This window comes from Butyrivibrio sp. LC3010, assembly GCF_000424385.1.
In the GTDB taxonomy this organism is placed as follows: Bacteria; Bacillota; Clostridia; order Lachnospirales; family Lachnospiraceae; genus Butyrivibrio.
In genome coordinates this window covers 115,318-135,433 of record NZ_AUJU01000012.1, presented here as the reverse complement: position 1 = coordinate 135,433, position 20,116 = coordinate 115,318, and the positions used below count along the sequence as shown (strand labels likewise).

The window sequence follows — 20,116 nt, the reverse complement described above, 5'->3', positions numbered from 1 at the left end:
GGGCTGGGGAAGGTCCCTGCCAAGTTTTAAAGTATCTGTTGTTCCGGGAAAACGTATATAGGAATCATCCTTTATCCTGCATATCTGATTCGTAAGGATGGCAGTCTTGTATTTTCCCTGGCGTACATAACCCGGCATGCGGGGACGCCCCGTAAATGCAGATGGTGTCTTGGCGTATGTCTTCACTGCTTTAAAAAATGATTTGTAATCCCTAAGAAGAAGCTTAAGTATCTGCTGGTTAGCCTGAGAAGGAAGCCCATAGTATGCCTTATCCCTGGTACTCTTCAAAAGATAGTCAAGGGCATTATAAGAAAGCCATGAGCCAGCTGCATGGTATTTTGTCCCTTCAAGGTTTTCACTTACAAGTTTATACACCTGCATCTGATTGGGAAAAAGAGGCCTGTAAGAGTCAAATGCCTCTATGGCAGAAGCATACTGTCGGATGATGAAATTCGCCCTGTTGTAAAGAACTGCAGATGCCCTGCATATATCCTGACAGTAACTGTATAGTGTGTTGTTTTTAGTTATTCTGTACTGCCTTGTTCTATACACAGTTGAGTTTCCTTTTTCAAAAGATTATATTAGTATTATAGCATAAATTTTAAGAATAATCAAAACGTTTGTTCTTTTCGGAAGGAGTTTTTATGGATAACTACAGAAGAGGTTCACATTCCGTTTACCTGCTTACCTATCATATCATTTTTGTCACTAAGTTCAGGAAAAAGGTGATAACCAATGAGATGGGAGATTTCATGAAAAATCACGCCGCTTATCTGTGTGGAAGGATGAACTGCGATATGCTTTCTGCTGAGACAGATGAGGATCATATACACATGCTTATCTCCATGCCTCCGGATGTTGCTCCGGTAAAACTGATAAACACCTTAAAGTCCCAGCTCTCTAAAGAAGTCAGAATCAAATATCGTGAACATATAGAAAAATATCTGTGGGGAGATGCTCTTTTCTGGAGCAGGAGTTATTTTTGCGCCACAACCGGATCCGTTTCACTTGAGACAGTGAAAAAATATATAGAAAGCCAGCGCACGGATGACCACAAAAGAAAATATGAAAAGACAGGACGATATAGTAAAGTAAAGCGCTGAGGGTCAGCGATTCATCCCCCACCGACTATGTCGGAAGGAGTTTTCTCGCTGATACATCATAATATCTCTGCAAAGTTCTTCAAATTCAGTATCACTTAGATTGCAATAATTAAATTTCCCCATAGTATGACTCTCTTCCTCCCGCGAATTTATCACACATTCAAGATATTATCTCACATTAAAAGGGTATTGTCAGTGCAATTATCCCTATTATTTGACAATTTTTCTATAGCTAAAGTTGGTTAATTAAAAAACCAGTTTTCCAGCGGGTATCTGTTTCTAAGCTCACGCTCCTGCAAGAGAAGAAATGGCTCAACCATGCGGGTTATAACGATTCAAAGACGGTATTTTGGGTTCCCTGAAAAAAGGGTCAAAAATACCGTCTTTGAAAAATAAAAATACCTTCTTTGGCGTTAAAAAATACCGTTTTTGAGCTACAAAAAATATTAAATTCTCGACAGTCCGCCCAGCACAACTGTTGGTTCGTTTGTGTTTCTCTCAACGAGTTTTTTCTGAAAAAACTATTCTGAAATCCATTGATGTCTCTTAACATTTCTTTCTAAAATGAAGTTGTATCGCCGGGTATGAACCGAACACGGGATCAAAGGCATAGCCTGCATTCATTAGCGCAGCTCCGCTAAAGACCTGTCCAATTACATCTGCTTTCTCTCCCACATCATTTTCCGGAACCTTCTCACAGGATGAGATACAGTTATCGACCTCATACATCGCTTCAGGATCAAGATTTCTCATGCGAACGTATATAACTTCCGGATTGGCTCTCACATCGGTGACCACCAGATTAAGAAGCGCCTCGGACTTATCCTCTGACACAAATCCCCAGGAAGTGTAGTACTCTTCGTCAAGTTCATCTGACAGGCGAAGGTACATTCCCCTCTGTATCAGATCATAATATCTGTTAAAAACGTCTATCTGCCGGCGGATCATTGCCTTCTCGTCTGCACTGAGTGTCCTCGGGTCAAGCTCATAGCCAAAGGTTCCCGCCATTGCAACAATTGCTCTTGTCATAAGCGGTACTTCGCGGCCGGTCTGGTGGTTGGGCGAAGCTGACACGTGACTTCCGATCGTACTCACCGGATAACCGTAGGTTGTGCCCTTTTGTATTTTCAGACGATTGATCGCCTCAGTGTTGTCAGAGCACCATATCTGAGGTGAGTAAAACAGGATTCCGGCATCAAACCTTCCGCCGCCACCCGAGCATCCCTCAATCATCACATCAGGGAAACTGTCCCTTAATCTCTCCATCAGCCTGTATGAGCCAAGGACAAACCTGTGGGCCACTTCTCCCTGCCTGTCTGCGGGGAGCCCTCCGGAAAAAACATTTGACAGTGATCTGTTGAAGTCCCACTTGATGTAGGATATCTTAGCACTCCTAAGCACCGCTGAAATACTCTCGTACAAATAGTCTATAACCTCAGACCTGGACATATCAAGCACCAACTGATCTCTTGCCATCACCGGCTTCCTGCCGGGATCAGTGAGCGCCCAGTCGGGATGCGCTCTGTAAAGATCTGAGTCCTCGTTGACCATCTCCGGCTCAAACCACAGGCCAAATTTCATGCCAAGGCTCTCTACATGATCAGCAATGGCATCCATTCCCTTCTTTAGCTTATCCCTGTTAACCACCCAGTCGCCAAGTCCTGCGTGATCATCATTCCTTACTCCGAACCAGCCGTCATCAAGGACCAGCATCTCACAGCCTGCCTCTTTGGCGCTGTCGGCAATTCTCATTATCTTCTCATCATCAAAATCAAAGTAAGTACCCTCCCAGTTATTCATAAGGACAGGGCGCTTAATGTCGCGAAACTCCCTGGGGCAGATATTTTCCCGGATGATGCGGTGATAAAAAAAACTTAACTCTGAAAGCCCCTTATCGGTATATGCCAGCATCACTTCAGGAGTTGTAAACTCTTCTCCCTTGGACAATTTCCATCGAAAATGATCATCAGAGATTCCACTCACAACGCGGATTGTTCCGGCCTGATCTTTTTCCACTTCCTCAGCGTGTTCTCCCGAGTACATCAACATTATGCCATAGCTCTCACCCTGCCACTCGTCCGTATTCCTGTCACAGAGGATCACAAAAGGATTATTGTGGTGACTGCTGGTTCCCCTCTTTGAACTTATCCTGTGAATTTCATGTCCAACCCTGCCCCTCTCAGGCTGTCTTTCAAAAGCATGGCGACCGTGAAAATGAATAAGGTCAAGATCCTTTCCCATTAGGTCCAGGCAGGCAGATGCTGCTTTATTTAAAAAGATATCTCCTCCGGACTCATTTCTTATGACAGAATATCTTGAAATAATATCTTTCTCCTCGAATACCTGGTATGACAATACTACAAGAAGATGTGCCACCTTATCTTCAAGATATATCTTCAGAGTATCGACCTTGTCTTTCTCCGCTCTTACATAGGGCAGTCCCTTAAGCTCATCTCTTCCTGTAATGATCTCATGACTCTTATATCTGAGATCGACCGTCCCCGAACCGTTTGAAAGAATAAGGGACAGTGCACTTAGCCTGTAGTCTCCTGCTCCGTCAGTTGAGTACTCCTGCGGAAGCGTGTCTGCAGATATACCTCTCCTGTCTCTGCATTCATAGGGATTCCCCGAGAACCCTCTGTCCAGTTCCTTGATCAGATACCCCATATCAAAGCCACTCACTCTTTTACCATAGTAGGTGTGAAGTACCATTCCCAGCTCATTTATCTTGATCTGATACTCTGTGTTTGCGGTCATCAGGGAAAAGCAATTACTCTTTTTATCAAATATTATCGACATATCAAAGTTTTCCTCCTGAGGTTGCAATACCCTCAACAAACTGCTTCTGGAATATTATGTATATTACGATCATAGGTACAATAGCAAGAACCGCAGCTGCCATCATGGCAGGATAGTCACTTCCATACTGTCCCTGCATCTTGGCAAGTCCAGCGCTGAGAGTCGTAGTGCTTGCATTTGTGCAGACTATCATTGGCCACATAAGGTCCTTAAAAGCAAAGAGCGCCGTAAAGATTCCCAGCGAAACCATGGATGATCTGGTAAGGGGCATCATTATGAAAAGAAATGTCTGTCCGATGTTGCAGCCGTCAATTGCCGCTGCCTCTTCAAGATCCTTGGGAAGCGACTGGTATCCCGTTTTCAACAGGTAGGTTCCAAACGCTGTAACAAGTCCCGGGAAGACAAGGCCCGCTGTGGTATTTAAAATATGTAACTTTGACACCATCAGATATTGTGGAATCACAAATATCTGTGCCGGTATCATCATCTGGATAAGCACCAGAGAGAACAATATCTTCTTTCCGGGAAATTCAAGTCTTCCAAAGGCATATCCTGCCATGGTCGCAGTAAGGCATGCGCAGATAACGCGGAATATTATGAACAGGATCGTATTTTTGTATAATGTTATGAAATTATAGCTCTTCCATACTGTTGCAAAGTTCTCAAAATGCCATCCATTGTGGGGAAAAATAAAAAACGGATCCACAGATATAGCTTCCTGATTGGTTTTAATGGCCGTAAGTATCATCCATACAAATGGCACTAACATAATAATTGCAAAGATTATAAGAACTGTATAAGTGATTATTTTATTTACAGTGTATTTTGTACTGATGCTGCTATCCATCCTCGTTCTCCCTTCTTAATTGTAATAAACGATCTTCTTTTCAAGCTTCTGAAGGAAGAACGTAACTATCATGATAAATACCACGAGTACCATTACTATTGCGGCACCATACCCCCTGTTGCCGTTGGTGAAAGCATAGGTGTAAAACAGGTACACAATTGACTGGGTCTTATTAAGGGCAAGATTTGTCTTGTCCATTACCATGAACATAAGATCAAATACCGTGAGTGCTCCTATAATCCTTGTCTGAACTATAAAGAAGGTCGTAGGGCTAAGCAGTGGAACTGTTATGGAAAAGAATTGCCTTATAGACGATGCTCCGTCAATCTGCGCTGCTTCGTAGTAATCCTTAGGAATTTCCTGAAGCCCTCCAATGAACAGGACCATGTTGTATCCGATAATTGACCATACACCGATTATGCCTACACTGATCCAGGCTATCTTTGGGTCTGAAATCCATGCAACATTCGTATGAAAAACATTGTTCAGAAGTCCAAACTGTTGATTGTAAAGCCACTTCCAAACCATTGCAACTGCAGCAGGTGCGCAAACCATCGGAAGGAAAAAAAGAGTGCGGAAAAGAGTTTTTCCAGCAAGCTTTTTCTGCATAAGAACCGCCAGCAAAAGAGCTATCACGATTCCCAGTGGTACCTCAACAATCGCATATTTTACAGTGTTCCAGAGGGACTGCCACACTTCTGCCGATCCCAGCACAGTTTTGTAGTTGTTAAGTCCTACAAATATGTTCCCTTTTCCAAAATCTCCGGTCTTGCAAAGAGACTGGTATACAGTATTGATCGCAGGATAATAGTTCAGTACGATCAGTCCTAAAATCGTTGGTAATACAAAGGCCCATCCCCATATTGCCTGTCTCTTTTGAGACGGAGTCATCTTTTTCTTAGTCATATAACCCTCCAAAGATATGGTGAATGCCGAGGTGTCCCCCCCGGCATTCATTTTTCACAGATCACTCTGCTGCAATAGCATCATCAATTATCTTCTGTGCATTGTCACAGGCAGTTGCCATCAGTGCACTATCTTCGGGATTCTGCCATGCATCAAGGAATCCACCCTGCTGCTGAAGAGCATCTTCCCAGACTGTAGTCTTTCTTGTGTAAGGACGGAAGAACAGATCTCCTTCTTCCTCAGCTCTTACAAAGGCGGATACATCCATTCCTTCAAAAGCATCTGAGAAGTCCTCTGAAACACCCTTAAGTCCTCCCATGGTTACTCCAAGCTGTGCCTGCTTCTTCTGGCCTTCTTCGGAACAGAAGTAAGAAATGAGGTCATAGCATGCCTTGGGATCAGCTACATTTGCATTGGCAGCCCAGCCAAGTCCGTTGTATGCAGAGTATCTCTCTCCTGCATCACATGTTCCGTTTGAATTTGTATCAGCATAAGGAAGCATTGCCCAAGCATAGTCATTATGGTTTTCTGCAGTGTAGAATGCGTTGATCATCCATGAGCCCTGTGTGATCATGGCTGCCTTACCTGACATAAACAGTGAATCTGTTCCTGTCTCAGCAACTACTGACTGAGGAGCGCCAACTGTAAGGAGCTTTCTTACCATCTCCATTCCGGCCTTACCCTCTGCAGATCCGATGGTTGTTCCCTTATGATCATCAGTGATCACCTGAGCGCCGTAATCGTAAACGAGGTTGTACCAGCCGTCCTGGTTGTTTGAGGTATTCATTGCCATACCGTAGACATCTCCGCCTGATCCTTCAGTAATTGCCTTAGCTGCCTCATACATGTCGTCCCATGTCCAATCATCAGTGGGATACTCCACACCATATTTGTCAAAAACTGACTTGTTATAAAGGAGTGCTATAGTGTCATGATCCTTGGGAAGTGCATACTGCCTGTCACCACTGCTGTACAGATTCCAAACTCCTTCATAGAAGTTGTCCTTATTTACAGAGGCATCTGCTGCGATGTAATCTGTAAGATCCAGCAGGATGTCATTTTCCATATACATCTGTGCTGTGTTTGAATGCATCCAGAATACATCTGGCATCTCACCACCTGAAGCACCTGCCTCAAGAAGTGTCCAGTAATTATCCCAGTCGATGACTTCAATATTTACCTTCACGCCTGAATTTGCACTCCAGTCATCTGCGATAGCCTGAAGGCCGGCCTGCTGATTTGAGTCCCAAATATTTATTGTAATAGAGTCTGTGGTATATCCACCCGCACTGGCGGCTGCATCTGAGGATGCTGTCTGTTCTGTTTCAGCATTTGCCGAAGGAGCTGTCTGCACACCTTCGCTGCTTCCACAACCTACAAGTCCGGCTGTAATAACTGATGATAATAACAGTGCCACTAATTTCTTACTCATTTTCTTCCTCCCTTTTTCCTGATCTTAAGTTTCCTGTCCGAACCCTTCGAACAAAACTTATTCTAATTTCCACAGACCATTCAGGGTATGCTATTATGTTATTAGCATTTGTCATTTTGTGACACTCATGACCGGAGGTAACCTTGCAATGCAGATGAAAGAAAACGGTGTCGGCTTCGACTTTTGTGCATTTACTGATTTCGACAATAGTGCGGAAGTCAGACTTTATGAGATAGGTAGCTATGCCTGTGAGCCTGAATACTCCTACGGCCCGATCATACGGTCAAGAGGAATAATTCACTATGTCCTTTCCGGCAAGGGCAAACTGAAGATTGGGGATAAGACACATAATATCCATGGGAATCAGATATTTTTTATACCATCAGGCGTCTCAGCATACTATGAGGCTGACAGTGATGACCCCTGGGTCTACAAATGGCTCCATATAGGAGGGACAGAGTTTCTTGCACTCCTTACGGAAGTCGGCCTTAGTGAAAACAGCCCGGTTCTGGATGTTCCATCATCAAATAACCGGTCCCGGGATTTTAACTCAGCGATCAATGAGATATTTGAAAACTATGAAAGGGAGTACTATTGCATTGGGAAGATTTATGAAATAATGGATTTCCTGAGAAAAGAATATGGCCACATAGACGAAGCATCAGCAGAAAGCCAGCAGCTTCAATATGTACGAACCGTAATCAAATACATACAGCTTAAATTTTCAGAACAGATTACCATGGAAAATATCGCAGGTGTCTGCGGTCTTAACAGAAGTTATCTTTCTCGCCTTTTTCATGATGCCACAGGTTATACAATAAAAGGATATCTGCAGACTTATCGCATGCAGACAGCCCAGAAGATGCTGAGGGAATCAGATCTCTCCATAAGTTATATAGGTAACGCTGTTGGGTACGTTGATATCTTTACCTTTTCCAAGGCATTTAAAAAGCACACAGGTTGCACTCCCAGTAGCTACAGAGAAAATGGTTCCGCTGCATTAGCCAACTAGTCTGTAAGTTGTGCATCTATGCTATTGCCGCATCAATGTCTTCCTTTAATGTCCCCTCATCCAGCGGCATGTATTTGCACACCGCTCAAGAAAAATTTTTTTAATTGAAAAGAGTATATTCACCAATATACGGAGTTGAACGATAGTCACATTTGTGCCCCTGTATTTGTAAACAGGCAGGACAGTCTATGCTTGCTCAGACAAATCAGACAACAAATGGTGTTATGTCACTGCTTCAATAAAAAATTATGATAAAATATTTTCATTACTGGTTGTTATCTTAAATGGCAGGAGGATGCGGGATGAATAAAAGTTCCGGCAAGACACAGATCAATGAAAATGCTTTAAAAAAGATGGACAGCAGTCTTTCTCAGTATCTTTTTGATCAGCGTGAAAACAGTATGGTCCACGCTACGCTTAGCGAAGAGATGTCTGATTTTGGACCGGTTGTAGATGGGGATATTAAGACCGTTCAAAGCAATCTTATAAAACATAGGAGTCGTGTTTTTCCAAAGCTTTCCGAATCTCCCGTATTACAACGAAAATACCTATTTGTATCAAGTATAACTTCCTGCTGCAGATTCTGCATAGAAGCCGGAATGCCTTCAGATGAATCCTATGGTTTATCCGATCTGTATATCCTTAAAATGGATAAATGCCAAACGGTAGAGGAAGTATCCGATGTTTATGAAGAGATGATGCTCGACTACACCAAGAGGATGCAGGCGCTTAAGGGTAAAAGTAAAAGTCTTTCTCCAAAAGTCATAGCCTGTATGAACTATATAGATAATCATCTGCATGACAGGATCACTGTTTCGGAACTTGCCACCGAGCTTGAGATGAATTCTTCATGGCTGTCAACTGTATTTAAGAAAGAAGTTGGAATATCTGTTTCTGAATATATTAAAGAAAAGAAGATAAATGCGGCAAAGCATCTTCTGACTTTTAATGAGTATTCATGTACAGACATTGCTGAATATCTGGGATTTGCCAACGAAAGCCATTTTTCGACCGTCTTTTCAAGAATGGAGAATAAGTCTCCCAAGGAATATAGAAGAGAACACTTCCAAAAACATTTTTCAAGGCTTGGCAAATAAATATATATAAAAACAAATGAATATTGTGTTTTGAATCGATGATCCGGTATATCCTTAGGTCATAAAGAAAACAGAGACAGCAGCAAGCGTCAGATACATGACCATGAAAGGGGTATAATATGAGATTTCACGATGTTCAGGATACACGTAAAGCAGAAGTTAAGAAAGAGCAGAGAAATGAAGTATTTCGTAAAATGTACGACGAATGCCTTGAAAAACTTTCAGCTTTTTACAACAAAGAGAAGATGGCTACAGTAAGCGGAGTGACATTTATTTTATAAAAGTGTTGTATTTGAGCAAGACTTGATAATAGAAGCCAATAATAATTAATTGAATCAAAAAAGGGTTGTGAAAAAATGATCTCGCATCTTTTCACAGCCCTTTATTTTTGATTTAAAATTATATGCATAGATATAGAAGAACTATAAGTTATTTTATCTCTTGTATGTTTTCACATGAACTGCGCAAATTTAGACATGCTCTTTGTATCATCTGTCTTCAAAAGAAACTCGGATATTTTCTTCAGTGTCTTTCTTCCAAGAAAGCAGGCGATTCCTGTTAATTCAGACACATCTCCTTTTTCTATAGCCTTATCTACAATGTTTTCAAGAGACTTTTTTGATAAGAACGGAGCAAGTGCTTTTATCCCATCGAAGCTGTCGCCTTCTATTCTTGAAACAACATCATCGAGTGCTTCCTCTGACATAAACGGAGCCAGGGCAACCAGATCTCTTACATTAGATGAGGTAATCTTCTTTGAGATATTGGTCAATGCTTCTTCTGATAAGAAAGGCGCAAGAGCTACAAGGTCTTTTAAATTTGCTTCATCAACCCTGGAGGCAATCTCATCAAGGTATTCATCATCCAGGAAAGGCGCGAGTCCTACAAGGGCTTTGATATTAAGCTGATCATTCTCAGATGTCTTCCTGACTTCCTCTGTAAGTTCCATTGGTGGAAGCATCGGAGCCACATCTGTTAGTTCTTCTGATGTAAGTGGCTCAGAGCTTTTTTCCAGAACTTTCTTTACTGCAGTTGATCCATTATCATTTCCAAGTAGTTCTGTCACATCAAGATCAAGAGCCTTTGCTATATCAGAAATCTTTCCGATATCGGGCATGGAATTTCCGCGCTCCCAATTTGATACTGCCTGATAACTTACTCCGACGATATCAGCAAGTTCAAGCTGTGTCATATTCTTCTTTGTCCTGGCATTCTTGATATTTTTAGCAACTTTATTCATATCTAACATTTTATCTCTCCTTAATCTGTATTGGATACTGGCCGGTACCTTTTGTCTGATACAAGAATACCTTTATGAGCAAAAGCTGTATATCAATTTGTAATTGAGTCCGAATTTCTGCTTAAATACTGAGACTCAAGCAGCAGTTGAGAAGCATATATCAAAAGCTTTCCATGATTAGTTAGCACTTTATCTACTCGTTAGTAGCAATGATATGTATCTTTTCAAAGCTTACTCTCATCACAGTCTTTTATGATAGTGATCAAATCTTCTTTGCTAAATCCCCAGCGCATGCCATCTACAAGGAGTTTTTGGGCAGATTGACATCAAAACTCTATTTTTTCCAAGATAACCTCTTCTGATGGAGTTGTTTCCATGAACATGGTCATATATATAGGTAAATACGTTATTTTTTCCTTTCTGCTAACATTACAGTTGGCAAAAACAAATGCCTCTTTTATCTCATACTGATCATTATAGGTACAGTTATTTAATGCTGAATGGATATGATAATCCTTGCCACTTTTGACTTCTATCGGCAGAATAGTACCATCATAAGCAATTACAAAATCAAGTTCACCAAGCCGATTTGAGTTGTAATAATACAGGTCAAATCCTTTGCTTTTCAACTCCTGAACTACGGCATTCTCAAATATCCCACCCGCATTAAGATTAGCATCTTTGTTTATCAACATTCTTTTTGTATCCATGCCATAGATTGAAGTCAGCATACCCACATCCGAAAGATATAATTTAAAAAGACTCTGTTTTTCATTAGCCTTCAATGGCTTTTTCGGTTCAGTAGCGTTGTACACTGAATGTGCTACCCCTGAATTATTTAACCATAAAAAGGAGCTTTGAACTCTCTCAAAATGCAGTCCTTTCTTTACATCAGAAACAATATATCTTTTGTTCTGCTTTAATAATTCTGTGGGAATAAGCTCATATATATTGATAAGCTGCAGTCTCTTATTTTCTTCTTCATACTTTGTAAAATCAAGCTTATAAAGGTCTATGATATCCATATGTATTTTTGTAACATTATTAAGATTATAGTTTTCAGCAAAAGACACAACTGCATCCGGCATTCCACCAACTACCAAATATTGCAAAAACAGGCTCATAACCTTTTGATGAACAGTCTCAAAAACAGGACTCCGGTTTTCAAATGACTTTTTCAAATGTGTCATTACATCATCCGTTATGTTTGATATCTGAAGAAACTCCTCAAAATCCAATGGGAACATCTCTCTCGTTGTTAAATATCCCACTGGAGCAGACTCCAGATTCACAAGCTCTACCCCAAGCAGAGAACCACTGAGAATATACTTAAAACTTCCCTCATCAACAAGGAACTTAATCCTTGTGACCATCTCCTTGTACTTTTGAATTTCATCAAAGAAAAGAACCGTTTCTCCCTTTATTATTGGACTGTCATTTATTGTAGAAAGCCCCATAATAAGCTCGTCAACATTTTTAGCATTCGCCAAAGTGTCAATAGCTTCAGGGTGGTCTATCAGATTTACTTCAAAATAACTTACTCCCATTTCTTTTAATGTATTTCTGATAACGTAGGTCTTTCCAACCTGCCTGGCACCTTTAATTAGTAACGCTTTCTTATCTTCCTCATACCATTCTTTTATATGTCTGCTGATTTTTCGCTTTAATTCCATGTCAAATCTCCTTATACAAACATGATAAATCAGCACTGTCAAAAATACAATGAATTTTGAACTTATTTTGTCAAAAATACAGCACATATTTAAGCGTTTTTGTCAAAAATACAATATGTCACCATTTTTTATTGTCAGAATGGACTTTAAGAAGACTGTACTGGACTTAAGATCGCCAGAATGGAACCACAAAAAGACCGGATTGTCTCAGCCGGCATGCTTATCACTATAATAGCTATCCTGCTTACCACTCCGATCCTGGCTTTTACCATCGGATTTTGGTTCTTTATTCCATTCGGACTCTTATTTGTAGTCCTTATGTACTTTTCCACTAAGGTTGAGCACATAAAAAGGGAGTATGATGTTCAGACCTACAAAGAAATCATCGCTTTTACCAAAGGCGAGGCGCTGCAATCTACTGAAAAGATAGAGGAAAAAGCAAAACGCCCTTATCAGAAACTGGTCTTTGCGGTAGCTTCAGGCCTTATCGCCACACTGATATGCGGTGGAATAGGCGCAGTACTCATTATGTTATTCAAATAATATTTTAAACTAAAACAACACACATTGGAGGATATGAAAATGAAGTTTTCAAATGAACAGCAGAAATTATTTACAATAAACATTATAGGATTGGCATTATGTGCTTTGGCACATATTTTCCCCAGCGGATTAAATTTCCTTGCAGCCTTAATAGGATTATTACTTATTTGCTATTACCTTGTTGAAAGCTATAAACTCATGAAAAAAGATAAGAATCAGTCTCTGGAAGAAAACAATAATCAGAGTACGATGGAAGAGTAACAGAGCAGCAAAAGCGGAATGACATTTCTATTATGTATCAGAAGAAAATGGACATATATTTGCTTATGTTTGTGATATCGTTTCCCATTATTTCTTATACCTCTCATAGCACCATTTGGTTATTTCCTTTATCAGTTCCAACGGAACATCTTTATTGTTTGGAATTTGGATTGTTCCTTTTGATGTTTTGTAGTCCTTAAGCTTATCTGCAAAGAAAGAAGTTGCTTCGCCGCCCGGATAGATACCGATGTGATTCTTGAAGGCTGCAAAGTGAATGATGTTCCTGCCCTTCCAGAAGGTTGGCATCTTGTAACTGATTCGCTCTTCTGCTTCTGGGATAGTTTCGGATATAGATTTTCGGATAGTAAATAATCTCTCCTGAATAGATGTATTCTGCGCATAAATGTATTCATCAATGGTCATTTTTATTTCCTCATTATTCAAGTGCTTGCAATCAGTCTTCTTCCTATAAGCCTTGGAAAGGTATACTTGCTGAAAATTACATAAAAACTAAAAAATAACCAATAACCGGTCCAAGAAAAATAGCAACATAAACCAATGTTATCCAGGGCTGATATTCTATATAAAACTGTTTGAACGAAAGCTGCAACGGATGAGGAATCAGTACCCAGCCCACCAGATCAACAATAATACTGACAAACGCCCAGATAGCACCTGCTATAATTGCTGCTGACAACGTCCTTTCATCCAATCCTGACATGTAAAGCCATCCGAAGATTGGGAATATTATGAGATTATAAAGCACATGCCATGGCTTTGTCCTTTCATACGCCTCCCCCAGACCTTCACTTTCCTTCATGGATTGCATGTGTAAAACCTTAACATTAAAAATAGTATGCCCCACACCGATCCATGTTACAATCACGTACCCAATCATAAGCCACAACAATAACATTCCACCTCTCATTTTGTTCCCTCAACCTCCCTAAAATAAGTTTTTCATTGCTAAAATAGAAAACATTTACTGATTATATAACAATTATAAAGTATAAATGTCTTCAAGAGAATTGTTCAGCAATAAAAACTTTATAAAAATTTAATAGCAGCTTTGCCTTAGGTTTATTCAATCTCTGTATGATATTTACAACACCTATAGATAATGTGAGGATTAACAATTGCTTAAGCTTGAACATGTAGGGCTGATCTACCAGACTCCGGAAATGGAAAAGGAAGCCGTCAGGGATATATGCTTTGAAATTGAAGAAGGTGAATTTGTTAGTCTGGTTGGGCCATCCGGATGTGGCAAATCAACAATACTTTACATGATAGCCGGACTGGAGCATCCAACAACAGGCAGAATATTGCTAAAAGGAACTCCTATCTCTGCTCCTTCAGCAGAAATAGGCTATATGCCCCAACAAGATCAGCTATTCCCATGGCGCAATATTTTCTCAAATGTAACTCTGGGCCTGGAAATTCAAAAAAAGGGAAAAAGATATTACGACAGAGCCAGAGAACTAATGGACAAATATGGTGTGTTGGATGTAGCTTCCATGACACCTGCCCAGCTTTCGGGAGGGATGAGACAGCGTTGTTCCTTAATCCGTACTTTGGTTACAGATCCTGAATTTCTGTTGCTTGACGAATCATTTTCAGCTCTTGATTATCAGACACGTATCGCTGTATCAATTGATACCAGAGATATTATTAAAAGCGAGCATAAAACAGCTCTATTAGTAACACATGATATCTCTGAAAGCCTGATGCTTTCTGACAGAATAATAGTAATGGATAAAAATCCAGGCAAAATATACGCTATTCACGATCTTACCCAAATGAAAGATTTAACTCCGGAGCAGAGGCTGGAACATCCGGAGTATCAAGTGCTTCTTAAAAAGATATGGAAGGAGCTGGGTATTAATGGACAAAAATGATCTATCCCCCCTTCGAATGAAATACCTGAATCAAAAAAGGAACACTAAAATAATGATTCATGTTATACGCATCATTATTCTGGTTTTAATTATAGGACTTTGGGAATCTTTGACAGCTTCCGGTATCCTGAATCCTTTTATATTCAGCAGCCCCAGTAGAATCCTTAAAACTGTTGGAAATCTTTCCGCATCAGGTCAGCTTGAAGAGCACATAGCCACCTCACTTATCGAAACAGTCGCAGGCTTCATACTCGGTACTACTGCTGGAATTGTAATTGCAGTTATACTATGGTGGAACCCTGCTATATCTAAAATTATGGATCCTTATCTGGTGGTTCTTAATGCTTTGCCAAAGACTGCACTTGGTCCCATATTCATAGTATGCATGGGCGCAGGAACAGGCTCAATAATCGCTATGACACTTGCCATATCACTGATAGTAACGATATTGAATGTACTTAATGGTTTCAATCACACCGACCCCGAAAAAATAAGGCTTATGAAGGCACTCGGTGCGGGCAGGCTTCAGATTTTTCTTAAGCTTGTTCTCCCCGCCAATCTTTCAACAATGGTCAATGTTTTTAAGGTTAATATTGGATTGTCCTGGGTAGGTGTAATCACCGGAGAATTTCTGGTATCCAAAGCAGGTTTAGGATATCTAATTGTATATGGTTCCCAGGTATTTAAAATGGATCTTGTAATGACCTCTGTAGTAATATTGGCACTATGCGCTGCAATAATGCACATCATCATAGGATTTATTGAAAAAATCGTCAGAAAGCGCTTTGGAATACAAAAATAAGCAAATGGAGATTATTATGAAAAATGGAATGCGAAGAAAATCCAGCTTATATGCAAGCATACTGATACTTGTGATTTTGCTCTGTAATATCAGCGCTTGTAATAATACTCAGGTTAATGGTAATACTTCAAAAATCACTCTTTGCGAAGTAACACATTCTGTTTTCTATGCCCCCCTCTACGCAGCTATAGAATTGGGCTATTTTGATGATGCCGGAATTGATCTTGAACTCGTTAATGGCGGCGGAGCAGATAAGGTCATGACCGCTGTTATTTCAGGTCAGGCAGATATCGGCTTTGCAGGTCCGGAAGCATGCATATACACTTACCTTGAAGGTCAAAAAGACTATCCCAAGGTTTTCGGACAACTGACAAAAAGAGACGGTTCTTTCATTATTGGCAGGGAAAAACAGGATTTTTCCTGGGAAAATCTGAAAGGAACAACTATTTTAGGTGGCCGCAAGGGTGGCGTGCCTGAAATGACTCTCGAGTACGTATTAAAGGCGCATAATATCATTCCCGGTAAAGATATCGATGTTGATACGTCAGTTCAGTTTAATATGATGGCCGGTGCCTTTACAGGCGGCGCCGGTGACTACGTGACTTTGTTTGAGCCTACAGCAACTGAACTTGAACTTTCAGGAGAGGGTTTTGTTCTTGCTTCCGTTGGTGAGGAAAGCGGCGAAATTCCATATACTGCGTTTTTTGCATCACAGATTTATATGAATAATAATACAGAGCTGATCCGCAGCTTTGTATCAGCTGTTACCAAAGGATTAACCTGGGTACAAAATAGCGATTCATCTGAAATTGCTAAGGTTTTACAAGCCCAATTCCCGGATACATCACTTGAAGTATTGTCGCAGGTTGTTGAAAGATATCGTGATATCGATGCCTGGAATGACTCTCTCATAATGAAAAAGGAATCATTTGACAGACTTCAGGATGTTATGGAAGAGGCAGGAGAATTGAACCAACGAGTTGAATTTGAAGCAATAGTTGATAATACTATGGTTCCAAAATGAATTGTAAGACCTTCCGCAATATCTGTGGAAGGTCTTTGTCTATTAATCTGAGCTCTTTGCGAGGTTCTTAACGAGCCTATTTATCAGTCAAATGTAAATCTGTCAAAGCTGCAGGTTGCATCTTTATCATCTGACAGGAATTCAAAATACACCGCATGTTTGCCGATTACTCCGCCTGTCAAATCCTGAGTTTTTTGAGCATTCGTACCATCAAAATCAATGGTTGAAATCACACGTCCCTTGTAGGAATCCAAATGCACCTTTACTGTTACGATAACAGGCTTTTCTAAAACAACTGTCACTTTTTTAGCCGAGTTTTGGCCAAACTGTAAATATCTGAATCCTACAGTGGTGCCTGAAGTAATATCTACCACCGGCAATGAGATGTCGTCTTGCTCTTCATATAACGGCTTAATATAGGCATTTCTCGTACCGCCAAAAACATGGCAGGCATATCCGGCTGAAATCCACTTATAAGCGTCCAAGCCATTGATATTTGGTCCCTGAGAAGTCATCTCTACCGGTTTAGATGATACAGGCTCACCTGCAAGATACTTAACATCACCGATATATAACTTTCCATCTTTTCCAAGTGCAACATCAACAGGTTCCATCATCGCCTGACGTAAATACTCATCCGTTCCGGTCTGACGATGATAAAAAACATACCACTGCCCTTCTATTTCCATAATGGAACCGTGATTATTGCCCCATCTATAGGTCATGGTTCCAAGTCCATCCATATCATGAAGAATTTCTCCGCCATTAAAGCTTATATCTCCGCCATCATGGAATGGTCCAAACGGACTGTCACTTATTTTGTATGAGAGAAATCCATTGCAGGGTTCAAAAACGCCAAGTTCCGGAACCGGTACTTCATAGCGCTTTGAATATATGTACACATATTTCCCCAGTACTTTTCTGGGACTTGAAGCCTCAAAAAAGCCATCAATAAGTGAAATGTGTCCATCATCAACAGAATTCCACGGGCAGGTTGAATGTCCCATTGGATTAGCAACCAGTGTTTCCTCTTTTATGGTGGCCATATCATCTTCGAGTTCTGCTATATAGCAGGGTGCCGCGCAGCCTCCCCAATATGCATAAACTCTGCCGTCATCATCTACCAATACCCCGGGATCGAATCCAAGCTTAGTTTCTACAGGGTTCTCAAAAGGTCCCCAGGGTGTTTTTGAGGAAGCAACTACCACAAGGCTTCCGCATCTTTCAGCTGCATACAGATAGAAGGTATCTCCCTTCTGAACAACATCAGGCGCATAAAGAATTGAATCATAGTGTGTCTCATATGAGATTCCATGATATTTCCAGTCTGTCAGGTCATTCACAGGAGCTGACCAGACCACATAATTTCGCCCACAGTACTTATCTCTTTCTATATCATGAGAACCATAGACATATACTCTTTTTTCGCCATTGTACTCAAATACTCTTGGCTCTCCATCCGGAACATGCTCCCAAAGCGGCATATACGGATTTGCGCCCTTAATAAACTCTTTCATAAACCCTCCATTTTTCATAATTGGTTTGATACTACATCCCTCTTTATGGGATTGACCATTTTTTAATATCTTCTCTTACTTATGTAATCTTCTGCAACTGACTGGTCATATATCTTCTCATCGGTTATGATCCTGAATGGCATCTGCTTACCGCTGATCAGATCCCTTACCGCCTTCATAAGCTGCGGTCCGATAATGGGATTACATTCCACGGCACAGCTAAGTTCACCCCTGACCATAGCTTCAAAGGCTTCTATAGTTGCATCTACAGAAACGATTTTAACATCTTCATCAGGCTTTATACCATTTTTCTTTAATTCTTCTATAGCGCCAAGAGCCATGTCATCATTGTGTGAAAAAATAATATCTATATCCCACTCATGCCTCTTTAAATACTCTCTTACAACCTTCTTTCCGCCTTCAAAAGTAAAATCACCATAATCAGAATAGGTAATGTTATAGGAGGTATTCTCAGCCAGAATCTCTCTAAATCCCTTCCCACGCTCCTCTGTAGGGGATGCTCCTTCATTTCCCATTATTTCCATGATTTTCATTTCATGGTCATCGCTCTGTATGTTATCTCTTATCCAGCGCATGGCTCTGCGTCCTTCCTCCATGAAGTCCGCTCCAAGATAAGTAGTTGTAAGATTTTCCTCATTGTTTTCAAGCCTGACGTTTCTATCAGACATTATTACAGGAATCCCGGCGGCTTTAACCTCCCTTAAAACCTCATCCCATCCGGTTTCCACAACCGGTGACACGACAATAACATCTACGCCTTCTTTGATGAATGATCTTATCGCTTCGAACTGTTTCTCCTGGGACTGATCTGCATTTTCCATATGCAGATCTATATTGAAATCTGCAGCAGATTCCTCGATCGATTTGGTATTTGCCAGTCGCCAGTTACTTTCCTGGCCAACCTGTGAATATCCGACTTTGATTTTTCTTCCATCATCATTGCTTTTGGCATTAATTCGAGCCAGATTCTCTGCTACATTTTCTTTTACAATGACGTTACTTCTAAGGATCACCTGTTTTGGCACGCCGCTCTCATGATTCAGAATAGAAAGAGCATAATCTATCGCTTCCTTTCCACCTATAGGGCAGGACACGGTAGCCTTAAGTCTGCCTTCTGATACCAGGTCTATTCCTTCATCCTCACCTTTGAAACCATCGCAGTCCACTACCTTCACCTGGTCTTCCAGGCCAAGCTCCCGAACCGCATCACATACTCCAAGCGCCATATTGTCGCTATATGCAAAAATTACATCAGAATTTTTTACTATGCCTTTTGCTGCAAGAACGGTATCATATGCCGCATCTTTAGTCTCTGCCACAAGTGACAATTCAGTAAGGTTAATTCCTCCTGCTTCATAAATGGCACTTCGAAAACCGGATAATCTCTCAGCGCCCTGTATGGATGTAGGTCTTGAGGACAATACCACGACATTTCCGCCATTTTCTCCGAGAAGCTCAGCAATATATGTTCCAGCCTGCTGACCTATAACTTCATTATCAGGACCTATGTAAATAGTATAGTCGAATCCCTCAACTGCTCTGTCCATCACTATTACAGGGATTCCACTGTCATAGACCTCCTTTATTTTATCCTGAAGTTTTTTCTCATTGCAGGGAGAAATTATAAGCAAATCAATCCCATAACCTATGAGGTTATCTATGTCCTGAATCTGCTTATTAACAATACCTGTAGCGTCAGCGGTGATAATTTGTATATCATCATTCTTTTCCGTCTCAGCCTTAAGCTCGTCAATAAGGGCCATTCTCCACTCTTCGCGCATATTTGCCTGAGATACGCCTATTATGGATGAAACGCCCTTTTTACTGCTGCTGTCACTAATGGGGATTATATGACAGCCTCCCACTATTGTTCCTATGCAAAGTGCCGCCAATAGGACACATATTTGTCGCCATTTTTTCCTTATAAACCCGATCAACTTAAAA

General features: G+C 40.7%; 19 protein-coding genes and 1 pseudogene. 9 read left to right on the top strand and 11 right to left on the bottom strand.

All coding sequences use genetic code 11. The features are described 5' to 3' along the window. Window positions 1-552: pseudogene (locus tag G622_RS0110720) on the bottom strand (RNA-guided endonuclease InsQ/TnpB family protein); the annotation flags it as partial. A 92-nt stretch (window positions 553-644) separates the two neighbouring features. Here G622_RS0110720 and tnpA point away from each other — a divergent pair. Beyond that, a complete protein-coding gene (gene tnpA, locus G622_RS22545) occupies window positions 645-1,103 on the top strand; it encodes an IS200/IS605 family transposase (protein ID WP_044957496.1) in 459 nt (152 codons plus the stop codon). Window positions 1,104-1,649: 546 nt separating this feature from the next. Here tnpA and G622_RS0110710 read toward each other — a convergent pair. The 4 genes from G622_RS0110710 to G622_RS0110695 form a co-directional block, all read right to left on the bottom strand. Further along, the gene (locus G622_RS0110710) at window positions 1,650-3,902 is read right to left on the bottom strand and encodes an alpha-galactosidase (protein ID WP_026510721.1); all 2,253 of its coding nucleotides are present in this window, start codon (window positions 3,900-3,902) and stop codon (window positions 1,650-1,652) included. A gap of 1 nt (window position 3,903) precedes the next feature. Continuing rightward, a complete protein-coding gene (locus G622_RS0110705) occupies window positions 3,904-4,749 on the bottom strand; it encodes a carbohydrate ABC transporter permease (RefSeq protein ID WP_026510720.1) in 846 nt (281 codons plus the stop codon). 15 nt (window positions 4,750-4,764) lie between these two features. Further along, the gene (locus tag G622_RS0110700; protein ID WP_026510719.1) at window positions 4,765-5,655 is read right to left on the bottom strand and encodes a carbohydrate ABC transporter permease; all 891 of its coding nucleotides are present in this window, start codon (window positions 5,653-5,655) and stop codon (window positions 4,765-4,767) included. 61 nt (window positions 5,656-5,716) lie between these two features. Beyond that, on the bottom strand, window positions 5,717-7,087 hold the full coding sequence (locus G622_RS0110695; protein WP_026510718.1) for an ABC transporter substrate-binding protein: 1,371 nt from the start codon (window positions 7,085-7,087) through the stop codon (window positions 5,717-5,719). A gap of 148 nt (window positions 7,088-7,235) precedes the next feature. Here G622_RS0110695 and G622_RS0110685 point away from each other — a divergent pair, with 148 nt between their 5' ends. From G622_RS0110685 to G622_RS25730, 3 genes are all read left to right on the top strand, one after another. Next, window positions 7,236-8,099 (top strand): AraC family transcriptional regulator, encoded by an 864-nt coding sequence (locus G622_RS0110685; RefSeq protein ID WP_026510717.1) that lies wholly within the window; start codon window positions 7,236-7,238, stop codon window positions 8,097-8,099. 302 nt (window positions 8,100-8,401) lie between these two features. Beyond that, window positions 8,402-9,196 (top strand): helix-turn-helix domain-containing protein, encoded by a 795-nt coding sequence (locus G622_RS22540; RefSeq protein WP_049945798.1) that lies wholly within the window; start codon window positions 8,402-8,404, stop codon window positions 9,194-9,196. A gap of 119 nt (window positions 9,197-9,315) precedes the next feature. Then, window positions 9,316-9,477 (top strand): hypothetical protein, encoded by a 162-nt coding sequence (locus G622_RS25730; RefSeq protein WP_155831462.1) that lies wholly within the window; start codon window positions 9,316-9,318, stop codon window positions 9,475-9,477. Window positions 9,478-9,647: 170 nt separating this feature from the next. Here G622_RS25730 and G622_RS22535 read toward each other — a convergent pair whose 3' ends face one another. Then, window positions 9,648-10,445 (bottom strand): helix-turn-helix domain-containing protein, encoded by a 798-nt coding sequence (locus G622_RS22535; protein ID WP_044957495.1) that lies wholly within the window; start codon window positions 10,443-10,445, stop codon window positions 9,648-9,650. Between the two features lie 317 nt (window positions 10,446-10,762). Further along, window positions 10,763-12,109 (bottom strand): ATP-binding protein, encoded by a 1,347-nt coding sequence (locus tag G622_RS0110665; RefSeq protein ID WP_026510716.1) that lies wholly within the window; start codon window positions 12,107-12,109, stop codon window positions 10,763-10,765. Window positions 12,110-12,289: 180 nt separating this feature from the next. Between G622_RS0110665 and G622_RS22530 the strand changes: the two genes are divergently transcribed. Together G622_RS22530 and G622_RS0110655 are read left to right on the top strand one after the other, a co-directional pair. Then, on the top strand, window positions 12,290-12,652 hold the full coding sequence (locus G622_RS22530; RefSeq protein ID WP_049945797.1) for a hypothetical protein: 363 nt from the start codon (window positions 12,290-12,292) through the stop codon (window positions 12,650-12,652). Window positions 12,653-12,691: 39 nt separating this feature from the next. Continuing rightward, on the top strand, window positions 12,692-12,913 hold the full coding sequence (locus tag G622_RS0110655) for a hypothetical protein (RefSeq protein ID WP_026510715.1): 222 nt from the start codon (window positions 12,692-12,694) through the stop codon (window positions 12,911-12,913). Between the two features lie 87 nt (window positions 12,914-13,000). On the opposite strand, the gene G622_RS22525 is transcribed toward G622_RS0110655, so the two are convergent. Together G622_RS22525 and G622_RS0110645 are read right to left on the bottom strand one after the other, a co-directional pair. Continuing rightward, window positions 13,001-13,336: an iron chaperone gene (locus G622_RS22525; protein WP_081675268.1), complete on the bottom strand. Its 336-nt coding sequence runs from the start codon at window positions 13,334-13,336 to the stop codon at window positions 13,001-13,003. Window positions 13,337-13,412: 76 nt separating this feature from the next. Beyond that, window positions 13,413-13,841, bottom strand: a complete 429-nt coding sequence (locus G622_RS0110645; RefSeq protein WP_196814204.1) for a hypothetical protein — start codon at window positions 13,839-13,841, stop codon at window positions 13,413-13,415. Window positions 13,842-14,049: 208 nt separating this feature from the next. On the opposite strand from G622_RS0110645, the gene G622_RS0110640 reads away from it, so the two are divergent. From G622_RS0110640 to G622_RS0110630, 3 genes are read left to right on the top strand one after another with little or no spacing between them, the layout of a single operon-like run. After that, the gene (locus G622_RS0110640; protein ID WP_026510713.1) at window positions 14,050-14,808 is read left to right on the top strand and encodes an ABC transporter ATP-binding protein; all 759 of its coding nucleotides are present in this window, start codon (window positions 14,050-14,052) and stop codon (window positions 14,806-14,808) included. 52 nt (window positions 14,809-14,860) lie between these two features. Then, entirely contained in the window at window positions 14,861-15,610 is a 750-nt protein-coding gene (locus G622_RS0110635) for an ABC transporter permease (RefSeq protein WP_330363599.1), read from the top strand. A 16-nt stretch (window positions 15,611-15,626) separates the two neighbouring features. Then, a complete protein-coding gene (locus G622_RS0110630) occupies window positions 15,627-16,634 on the top strand; it encodes an ABC transporter substrate-binding protein (RefSeq protein WP_044957492.1) in 1,008 nt (335 codons plus the stop codon). An 83-nt stretch (window positions 16,635-16,717) separates the two neighbouring features. On the opposite strand, the gene G622_RS0110625 is transcribed toward G622_RS0110630, so the two are convergent. Together G622_RS0110625 and G622_RS0110620 are read right to left on the bottom strand one after the other, a co-directional pair. Then, window positions 16,718-18,151 carry a family 43 glycosylhydrolase gene (locus G622_RS0110625; RefSeq protein ID WP_026510710.1) on the bottom strand — a complete coding sequence of 478 codons (1,434 nt, stop codon included), beginning with the start codon at window positions 18,149-18,151 and terminating at the stop codon, window positions 16,718-16,720. Between the two features lie 62 nt (window positions 18,152-18,213). Then, complete coding sequence (locus G622_RS0110620; protein ID WP_049945796.1) at window positions 18,214-20,064, bottom strand: substrate-binding domain-containing protein; 1,851 nt, start codon at window positions 20,062-20,064, stop codon at window positions 18,214-18,216. Between the last annotated feature and the right edge of the window lie 52 nt (window positions 20,065-20,116).